Genomic DNA, 9,251 nt, shown 5'->3' on the forward strand with positions numbered 1-9,251 from the left:
GTGGGTGATGACGGGATCGAACCGCCGACCCTCTGCTTGTAAGGCAGATGCTCTCCCAGCTGAGCTAATCACCCTTTGCTTCGTTGAGGCCGCGAAATTTACGCACCTATCGAAGCTAAGTCAAGGACAAGATTGGTTTTTTTCAAAACAAGCAAAAATAGTGGCCTGGCCTTAATCGCCATAGATCATCTTCTTGCTCATGCCGCCATCCACCACAAACTCCTGACCCGTGACAAAACCGGAGTTGCGCGACAACAACCAGGCAACCATCGCGGCAACGTCCTCCACAACCCCTGCCCTGCCAGCAGGGTGCTGAGCGTGATCGGCGTCCGTCAACGGCGCTGCACGCCTTACAGATGGATCACGGGCGTCGATCCAGCCCGGGCTTACAGCATTGACCCTGATTTGCGGGCCAAGGCTGATGGCCAGCGCATGGGTCAATGCCAGCAACCCGCCCTTGCTTGCCACGTAAGCCTCGGTATCAGGCTCCGACTGGCGCGCACGGGTGGAAGCCAGGTTGACGATCGCCCCGCAATGGGCACGCAGATACGGCGCACAATGCTTGGCCAGCAACATCGGCCCGGTGAGATTGACCGCCAGCACGCGGTTCCACTGCTCCAGATCGAGGCTTTCCAGGGGCGTGTTGTGCGGGTCCGCAATCGCGGCGTTGCACACCAGCCCGTCCAGCCGTCCGAACTGCCCCAGCACTTGCGCGACACACTGGATGACATCGTCTTCAACCGACACATCCATGCGCACAAACCAGGCACTGTCGCCCAGCGCCTTGGCCACTTTTGTGCCCCGGGCGCGGTCAATGTCGCTGAGCACCACTTGCCAGCCTTCACTGACCAGCCAGGCTGCAATGCCCAGGCCAATGCCCCGCGCAGCACCGGTGACCAGTGCTACACGGCCATTGCCGCTTACCGGCGCCTCGAGCATCCAGTCGGTCACAGCGCGGCCAGGCCTCGTGCGAGGTCGGCTTGCAGGTCAGTGACATCTTCCAGGCCTACGGCGATGCGGATCAGGCTGTCACGAATACCGGCCGCTTCACGCTCTTGCGGTGCCAGGCGACCATGGGAAGTGGTCGCCGGATGAGTAATCGTGGTTTTGCTGTCACCCAGGTTGGCAGTGATCGAGATCAGACGTGTCGCGTCGATAAAGCGCCACGCGCCTTCTTTGCCGCCCTTGACCTCAAAACTGACCACGGCACCAAAGCCGCGCTGCTGGCGCTGGGCCAATTCGTACTGTGGATGGCTCTTGAGACCGGCGTAGTGAACCTTCTCTACGCCATCCTGCTGCTCCAGCCACTCGGCCAGGGCCTGGGCACTGGCGCAGTGAGCGCGCATGCGCAGGTTGAGGGTCTCCAGACCCTTGAGGAAGATCCACGCATTGAACGGGCTCAGAGTCGGCCCGGCGGTACGCAGGAAACCGACGATTTCTTTCATCAGCTCGCCACGACCGGCCACTACCCCACCCATGCAACGACCCTGGCCATCGATGAACTTGGTTGCCGAATGCACCACGATGTCTGCACCCAGCTTCAGCGGCTGCTGCAAGGCTGGCGTGCAAAAGCAGTTGTCGACCACCAGCAAGGCACCCTTGGCGTGGGCGATTTCAGCCAGCGCGGCGATATCGACCAGCTCGGCCAGCGGGTTGGACGGCGACTCGACAAACAGCAGCTTGGTGTTGGACTTGATCGCCGCGTCCCAGCCAGCCAGTTCGGCCAACGGCACGTAATCGACCTGCACGCCAAAGCGCTTGAAGTACTTCTCAAACAGGCTGATGGTCGAACCGAACACACTGCGCGAGACCAGGATATGGTCGCCGGCGCTGCACAGGCTCATCACCACCGACAGAATGGCTGCCATGCCCGTCGCCGTGGCTACAGCCTGCTCGGCACCTTCAAGGGCGGCGATGCGCTCTTCGAAAGCACGAACGGTGGGGTTGGTGTAACGCGAATAAACATTGCCTGCCACCTCGCCCGAGAACCGCGCTGCCGCGTCTGCCGCTGTGCGGAACACGTAGCTGGAGGTCAGGAACATTGCATCACCGTGCTCACCTTCCGGCGTACGGTGCTGGCCAGCACGCACCGCCAGGGTGTCGAACGCTACGCCCTCAAGGTCGCTGTCCAGCCGACCCGCATCCCAATCCTGACTCATGCTGCCCACTCCTTGCTCTACTTTGTATTGGATAAACGCAAACCGGCCCATCAGGGCCGGTTTGGTGAACACTTAGTTGTTGTACAAGCCTATCGTCGCACCGACGCCCTGGGCAATCACCTTGGAAGCATCGTTGCGCGCACGCTCGATTCGCTCCAGGTAGTTGTCGTCAATATCGCCGGTGACGTACTTGCCGTCAAACACTGCACAATCGAACGCATCGATCTTGATCTTGCCACCACCGACAGCGTCGATCAGGTCAGGCAGATCCTGATAGATCAGCCAGTCGGCGCCGATCAGCTCGGCCACTTCCTGGGTGCTGCGGTTATGGGCGATCAGTTCGTGAGCGCTTGGCATGTCGATGCCATACACGTTCGGGTAACGAACCGCCGGGGCCGCCGAGCAGAAGTAAACGTTCTTGGCGCCGGCTTCGCGGGCCATCTGAATGATCTGCTTGCAGGTGGTACCGCGCACGATCGAGTCATCCACCAGCATCACGTTCTTGCCGCGGAACTCGAGTTCGATGGCGTTGAGCTTCTGGCGCACGGATTTTTTACGTGCAGCCTGGCCCGGCATGATGAAGGTACGACCGATGTAACGGTTTTTCACGAAGCCTTCGCGGAACTTGACGCCCAGATGGTTGGCCAGTTCCAGTGCAGCGCAGCGGCTGGTGTCCGGAATCGGGATCACCACGTCGATATCGTGCTCAGGACGCTCACGCAGGATCTTCTCGGCGAGTTTCTCGCCCATGCGCAGACGGGCCTTGTACACCGACACACCGTCGATGATCGAGTCCGGGCGCGCCAGATACACGTGCTCGAAGATGCACGGGGTCAGTTTCGGGTTTACCGCACACTGACGGGTATGCAGCTTGCCGTCTTCAGTGATGTAAACCGCTTCACCCGGCGCCAGATCGCGGATCAGGGTAAAGCCCAGTACATCCAGGGAAACGCTCTCGGAGGCGATCATGTACTCGACGCCTTCGTCGGTATGACGCTGACCGAAGACAATCGGACGAATGCCGTTCGGGTCGCGGAAACCGACGATGCCATAACCGGTGATCATCGCAACCACGGCGTAACCGCCACGGCAACGGTTGTGCACGTCAGTCACGGCAGCAAACACGTCTTCTTCAGTCGGCTGTAATTTGCCGCGCTGCGCCAGTTCGTGAGCGAAAACGTTAAGCAACACTTCCGAATCGGAGTTGGTGTTGACGTGACGCAAATCAGATTCGTAAATCTCCTTGGCCAGCTGTTCAACGTTGGTCAGGTTGCCGTTATGCGCCAGGGTGATGCCATACGGCGAGTTGACATAAAACGGCTGGGCTTCAGCTGAAGTCGAGCTGCCAGCGGTTGGATAGCGCACGTGGCCAATGCCCACGTTGCCGACCAGGCGCTGCATATGACGCTGATGAAAGACGTCACGAACCAGCCCGTTGTCCTTGCGCAGAAATAACCGGCCATTATGGCTGGTCACAATACCGGCAGCATCCTGGCCGCGGTGCTGGAGGACGGTTAGCGCGTCATACAGCGCCTGATTGACGTTCGACTTACCGACGATACCGACGATGCCACACATGCGACGCAACCCCTACTTAATGGATCTGAACTGAACACCACTCACTTGGGCTGGGTAGCCGGCAAGAGATGCTCCTTGAACGGAATGTCAGCGGGTACGCTGATTCCGCTGGCCAGCCACTGACTGCTCCACCCCAGAATGAGGTTTTTGGACCAGTCGGCAACCAATAGAAATTGTGGCACGAGCCGTGACTCCTGCCACCATGAGTCCTGCTGTACCGGCCCCAGGCTCAACAGCCCGACCGCAGTGACCACCAGCAATGCGCCACGCGCAGCGCCGAAAGCCATGCCGAGAAAACGATCGGTCCCGGACAGGCCGGTGACGCGAATCAGTTCGCCGATAAGAAAATTGATCATTGCGCCTACCAGCAAGGTGACCACAAACATGATGGTGCACCCTGCGATAACGCGGGCGGAAGGTGTTTCGATGTATCCGGAGAGGTATTGCGACAGCGAACCGCCGAACATCCAGGCAACGACCCCGGCAATGATCCAGGTGCACAGCGACAATGCTTCTTTTACGAAGCCGCGCTTCAAGCTGATCAAAGCGGAGATGGCGATGATTGCAACGATCGCCCAGTCAACCCAGGTAAATGGCACAGTTCAGCCTACGGATAGATGAGGCGGCGCATTTTAGCAGAGCGCCGCCGCTCAGGTAAGGCGATTTATCCGTGCTTGTGCAATCAGATTGAACCTTTTTACGCTGTCAGCCACGTTCAGGCTGGAAGCGCACCACAAAACCCTTGAGGTTTTGCTGCTTGCCAAGCAAATCGCGCAGGCGATCGGCCTCTGCACGCTCCAGCAATGGGCCGACAAAAACCCGGTTCATCCCGCCGGAAGATCGCACATAAGCGTTATAGCCTTGATTGCGAAGGGTTTTTTGCAGGTTATCAGCACTGGCCCGATTGGACAGGCTCACCAGTTGCACCGACCAGCTGATTGGCAAGCCATTGGGATCAACACGCTTTTGCGTGGTGTCCAGCTTGGCCGGTGCCTGGGCAACGGTTTGCGCCGGCGTGACAGCCGGAGGCTTGGGCGCAGCCACTGCAGGCTTTGCCACGACCGGTGCGACCGGGGCTGGTGCCTGCTGCTCGACAACCGGCTGCTCAACCGGAGCCGGTTCCTCAGGGATCACCTGAGGCTCAGGCACGGCAACCGGCTCGACCTTGACCTGCGGCATTACCGGCATTTCAGGGGCGCTCGGTGCATCCACCTCAATCTGACGCAGCTCGTCCTGCCGGGAGAACAGCATCGGCAGAAAAATAACCGCCAGCGCCACCAGCACCAGGGCACCCACCATCCTTTGTTTGTACGCCTTATCCAGCAAAGCCATTTGCAGCCTCCTGCGCGGCACGCCGCTCCAACCACTCGAGCGCTTCGGCAACACAATAAAATGATCCGAACAACAGGATTTCGTCGTCAGTCGTGGCCCGTTCGCACTGTGCCTCAAGCGCTTGCTCCACGCTGGCATAAGCCGAAACAGCCGCCCCAAAACCCTGCAGCGCGGCCTCGACTTCAGCGCCCGGGCGCGTGCGCGGGGTATCCAGCGGCGCAACTGCCCAATGCGCGACCGAGCCCGTCAGTTGTGACACTACGCCATCCAGGTCCTTGTCGGCCAGCAAACCGAACACCGCCAGGCGCTTGCCTGCCACCGGCCGCTGCGCCAGGCGCCGCGCCAGATACTCGGCGGCATGGGGGTTGTGCCCTACATCCAGCAGTATATGCAAGGGCTTGCCCTTCCAGCTGAACTGGCGACGATCCAGGCGCCCCGTGATGCGAGTACCTGCCAGCGCCGCGACAATGCGCTCCGGCTGCCAGGGCAGATCGGTCAACGCATAGGCCTGCACGGCCAGCGCCGCGTTTTCCATCGGCAGATCCAGCAGCGGAATATCGCGCAGCTCGATCAATTGCCCCCGGGCATCCTGACCACGCCAATGCCAGACCTGATCGGTACTGGCCAGATCAAAGTCACGACCGCGCAGAAACAGCGGGCAACCCAGCTCTGCAGCCTTGTCGAGCAATGTATGCGGCGGGTTCAGATCGCCACACAGGGCCGGCTTGCCGGCACGGAAAATCCCGGCCTTTTCAAAGCCCACGGATTCGCGGGTGTTGCCCAGATACTCAATATGATCGACACCGATACTGGTCACCAGCGCCAGGTCGGCATCCACCAGATTGACCGCATCCAGGCGCCCGCCCAGGCCGACTTCCAGCACCACGGCATCCAGCTGGGCACGCTCGAACAACCAGAAGGCTGCCAGCGTACCCATTTCAAAATATGTAAGGGATGTCTCGCCGCGCCCTGCATCCAGGGCCGCAAAGGCCTCGCAAAGCAGCTCGTCCGAGACTTCAACACCCTCAATTTGTACGCGCTCGTTATAGCGCAGCAGGTGGGGCGAACTGTAAACCCCCACCTTGAGCCCTTGCGCCTGCAGCAACGAAGCCACAAACGCACAGGTCGAGCCCTTGCCATTGGTACCCGTCACCGTCACCACCCGAGGCGCAGGCTTTTGCAGCCCCAAGCGGTTCGTTACCTCGCGTGCGCGATCCAGACCCATATCGATGGCCGATGGATGCAACTGCTCAAGATAGGCGAGCCACTCGCCAAGGGTGCGCTGGGTCATAGGTTCGCAGGTGCCGGCGGGACAACGATGGTTTCAACAGGCGCGGCCACGAACACCGGTGTCGGCAAGCCCATCATTTGCGCCAGCAGGTTGCCCAGGCGCGGACGCAGCTCCTGACGTGCAACGATCAGGTCGATGGCGCCGTGCTCCAGCAGGAACTCGCTGCGCTGGAAACCTTCCGGCAGTTTTTCGCGAACGGTCTGCTCGATAACACGCGGACCGGCAAAACCGATCAGCGCCTTAGGCTCAGCCACGATCACGTCACCCAGCATCGCCAGGCTGGCCGAAACACCGCCGTATACCGGGTCGGTCAGTACCGAGATGAAAGGGATGCCTTCTTCACGCAGACGCGCCAGTACCGCCGAGGTCTTGGCCATTTGCATCAGGGAGATCAGGGCTTCCTGCATCCGCGCACCGCCCGAGGCTGCGAAGCAGATCATCGGGCAGCGGTGTTCAAGGGCGTAATTGGCCGCACGCACGAAGCGCTCGCCAACAATGGCACCCATAGAGCCACCCATGAAGGAGAACTCGAAGGCCGATACCACCACCGGCATGCCCAGCAAGGTACCGCTCATGGAGATCAGGGCGTCTTTTTCGCCGGTCTGCTTTTGCGCGCCGACCAGACGGTCCTTGTACTTCTTGCTGTCACGGAACTTGAGACGGTCAACCGGCTCCAGGTCTGCACCCAGTTCGGCACGGCCGTCGGCGTCCAGGAAGATATCAATGCGGGCGCGGGCGCCGATACGCATGTGGTGATTGCATTTCGGGCAAACGTCCAGGGTCTTTTCCAGCTCCGGACGATAAAGCACAGCGTCGCAGGACGGGCATTTGTGCCACAGGCCTTCAGGTACCGAGCTCTTTTTGACCTCGGAACGCATGATCGAAGGAATCAGCTTGTCTACCAACCAGTTGCTCATGCTTTCTTTCTCCAGTACCGGTGGCCAGAACAGTTCAGTTCAGGCCCCGTGTATGCCCTTGAGCTAAATTAATCAGGTGTGTGGCGATAATTGCCGGAACCGCGGTCCGCACTCGGCAAACCAGCAAAACCCTGCAACCCTCAGCCTTACCGACAGCACGCACCAGAGCGGCCGCCACTTAAATTTCTGCCCGTCTTCTCACCGGGCCCGCCTGCTTCGCAGAGCGGTATTGATGGACGGCGGCAGAGTGCCAGCCGTCACATCCGCATCAGTTTGCCGTGCGCACTGCCCGCATAAAGGCACGAATCCTGTCGTGATCCTTGATGCCCTTGCTCTTTTCAACGCCGCCACTGACATCCACGGCGTAAGGCTGTACCCGGGCGATGGCGTCTGCAACGTTGTCGGGCGTCAGGCCGCCGGCCAGGATAATCGGCTTGTGCAAACCCTGAGGTATCAAAGACCAGTCAAATGCCTGACCAGTTCCACCCGGTACACCTTCAACATAGGCATCGAGCAAAATACCGCTGGCCCCTGCATAGGCCTTGCAGGCACCGGCGATGTCATCACCGGCCTTGACCCGCAACGCCTTGATATAAGGACGGTGATAGCCTTCGCACTGCTCCGGGGTTTCATCGCCATGAAACTGCAGCAGATCCAGCGGCACGGCATCCAGGGTTTCGTTCAGCTCACAGGCGCTGGCATTGACGAACAACCCCACCGAAGTCACGAAAGGCGGCAAGGCGGCAATAATGGCCCGCGCCTGCGCGGCCGTGACTGACCGCGGGCTCTTGGCGTAGAACACGAAGCCTATGGCGTCAGCCCCGGCCTCGACCGCAGCCAGTGCATCTTCTATGCGGGTAATACCGCAGATCTTGCTGCGAACAACGGACATCTCGATAACACCCCGAACGCGAAAGCCCCGGATGGTAACAAATGCTTATCCGGGCGTCAGCCGTCCAGGCCGCTAAAACCGGTCAAGAAATGTGGACCAATGTAACGTTCCGGCAACTGGAACTCGTCGCGGTATTCAACTTGCACCAGATACAGGCCGTAGGGATGGGCCGTCACACCGCCCGAGCGCCGCTCGCGGCTCTCCAGCACTTCCTTGATCCACTCCACCGGCCGCTCGCCCGTGCCGATAGTCATCAGCACCCCGGCGATATTGCGCACCATATGGTGCAGAAAGGCACTGGCACGAATATCCAGCACAATCATGTTGCCGTGACGGGTCACGCGCAGATGGTGCATTTCCTTGATCGGGGATTTGGCCTGGCACTGTCCGGCGCGAAAGGCACTGAAATCATGCACGCCCAACAGGTGTCGAGCTGCCTCGGCCATACGCTCGACATCCAGCGGGCGGTGGTTCCAGGTGATTTCCTGATTCAGATGGGCCGGCCGGATCTGATCGTTGTAGATCACATAGCGGTAGCGCCGGGCGATGGCCTTGAAGCGGGCATGGAAGTGCGCGGGCATGACCTGGGCCCAGGTGACGCTGATGTCATGGGGCAAATTGATATTGGCGCCCATGACCCAGGCTTTCAGGGAGCGCTCGGCCCGGGTGTCAAAATGCACCACCTGCCCGCAGGCATGCACACCGGCATCCGTACGCCCGGCGCACATCAGGGAGACCGGTGAGGCGGCCACTTTGGACAGGGCGTTTTCCAGGGTTTCCTGGACGGTCAGCACACCATTGGCCTGGCGCTGCCAGCCGCTGTAGCGCGAACCTTTGTATTCCACCCCAAGGGCGATTCGGTAAAAACCTTCCGCGGCCATTTCAGCGGCCGGGTTATCTATATTTGCCAAGGACTTGCAGCCTGCTCATAAACGCAAAGGCGGCCATTATAGGGCGCACCCGGCAAGACGCCATGAAACATTTCACCGGAACGTCAGACAAACCAGGCTTCGTAGCAGCTGCCAAAGGACATTTCAACTGTGGGAGCGAGCCTGCTCGCGAACTGTCTCTTATACACATCT

The 9,251-nt window shown here is 60.1% G+C and carries 9 protein-coding genes and 1 tRNA gene; all 10 read right to left on the reverse strand.

The genetic code is table 11. The features are described 5' to 3' along the window. Nucleotide 1: 1 nt before the first annotated feature. Nucleotides 2-74: transfer RNA gene (locus QN377_RS22585), tRNA-Val, on the reverse strand. Nucleotides 75-171: 97 nt separating this feature from the next. After that, nucleotides 172-939 (reverse strand): SDR family oxidoreductase, encoded by a 768-nt coding sequence (locus tag QN377_RS22590; protein ID WP_153400341.1) that lies wholly within the window; start codon nucleotides 937-939, stop codon nucleotides 172-174. Nucleotides 940-947: 8 nt separating this feature from the next. Beyond that, the gene (locus QN377_RS22595; protein WP_322213123.1) at nucleotides 948-2,159 is read right to left on the reverse strand and encodes an O-succinylhomoserine sulfhydrylase; all 1,212 of its coding nucleotides are present in this window, start codon (nucleotides 2,157-2,159) and stop codon (nucleotides 948-950) included. Nucleotides 2,160-2,231: 72 nt separating this feature from the next. Beyond that, nucleotides 2,232-3,737 carry an amidophosphoribosyltransferase gene (gene purF / locus QN377_RS22600; RefSeq protein WP_095002444.1) on the reverse strand — a complete coding sequence of 502 codons (1,506 nt, stop codon included), beginning with the start codon at nucleotides 3,735-3,737 and terminating at the stop codon, nucleotides 2,232-2,234. A 41-nt stretch (nucleotides 3,738-3,778) separates the two neighbouring features. Further along, nucleotides 3,779-4,336, reverse strand: coding sequence for a CvpA family protein (locus QN377_RS22605; protein WP_322213124.1), 558 nt, complete (start codon nucleotides 4,334-4,336; stop codon nucleotides 3,779-3,781). 106 nt (nucleotides 4,337-4,442) lie between these two features. Then, a complete protein-coding gene (locus tag QN377_RS22610; protein WP_095002442.1) occupies nucleotides 4,443-5,069 on the reverse strand; it encodes an SPOR domain-containing protein in 627 nt (208 codons plus the stop codon). Continuing rightward, a complete protein-coding gene (gene folC / locus QN377_RS22615; protein ID WP_322213125.1) occupies nucleotides 5,053-6,360 on the reverse strand; it encodes a bifunctional tetrahydrofolate synthase/dihydrofolate synthase in 1,308 nt (435 codons plus the stop codon). Before folC ends, QN377_RS22610 begins: the two co-directional genes overlap by 17 nt. Continuing rightward, nucleotides 6,357-7,277, reverse strand: a complete 921-nt coding sequence (gene accD / locus QN377_RS22620; RefSeq protein WP_095002440.1) for an acetyl-CoA carboxylase, carboxyltransferase subunit beta — start codon at nucleotides 7,275-7,277, stop codon at nucleotides 6,357-6,359. The genes folC and accD overlap by 4 nt, the downstream gene beginning before the upstream one ends. A 268-nt stretch (nucleotides 7,278-7,545) precedes the next feature. Beyond that, a complete protein-coding gene (locus QN377_RS22625; protein WP_095021363.1) occupies nucleotides 7,546-8,169 on the reverse strand; it encodes a phosphoribosylanthranilate isomerase in 624 nt (207 codons plus the stop codon). Between the two features lie 56 nt (nucleotides 8,170-8,225). Further along, nucleotides 8,226-9,050 (reverse strand): tRNA pseudouridine(38-40) synthase TruA, encoded by an 825-nt coding sequence (gene truA / locus QN377_RS22630; RefSeq protein WP_095002438.1) that lies wholly within the window; start codon nucleotides 9,048-9,050, stop codon nucleotides 8,226-8,228. Between the last annotated feature and the right edge of the window lie 201 nt (nucleotides 9,051-9,251).

Source organism: Pseudomonas sp. CCC4.1, assembly GCF_035019225.1.
In the GTDB taxonomy this organism is placed as follows: domain Bacteria; phylum Pseudomonadota; class Gammaproteobacteria; order Pseudomonadales; family Pseudomonadaceae; genus Aquipseudomonas; species Aquipseudomonas bubulae.

Bases quoted from the DNA above. Each gene is read 5' to 3' on its own strand.
- QN377_RS22590 (WP_153400341.1), bottom strand. From the start codon at position 939: ATGCTCGAGGCGCCGGTAAGCGGCAATGGCCGTGTAGCACTGGTCACC.
- QN377_RS22595 (WP_322213123.1), bottom strand. From the start codon at position 2,159: ATGAGTCAGGATTGGGATGCGGGTCGGCTGGACAGCGACCTTGAGGGC.
- purF (WP_095002444.1), bottom strand. From the start codon at position 3,737: ATGTGTGGCATCGTCGGTATCGTCGGTAAGTCGAACGTCAATCAGGCG.
- QN377_RS22610 (WP_095002442.1), bottom strand. From the start codon at position 5,069: ATGGCTTTGCTGGATAAGGCGTACAAACAAAGGATGGTGGGTGCCCTG.
- folC (WP_322213125.1), bottom strand. From the start codon at position 6,360: ATGACCCAGCGCACCCTTGGCGAGTGGCTCGCCTATCTTGAGCAGTTG.
- accD (WP_095002440.1), bottom strand. From the start codon at position 7,277: ATGAGCAACTGGTTGGTAGACAAGCTGATTCCTTCGATCATGCGTTCC.
- QN377_RS22625 (WP_095021363.1), bottom strand. From the start codon at position 8,169: ATGTCCGTTGTTCGCAGCAAGATCTGCGGTATTACCCGCATAGAAGAT.
- truA (WP_095002438.1), bottom strand. From the start codon at position 9,050: ATGGCCGCGGAAGGTTTTTACCGAATCGCCCTTGGGGTGGAATACAAA.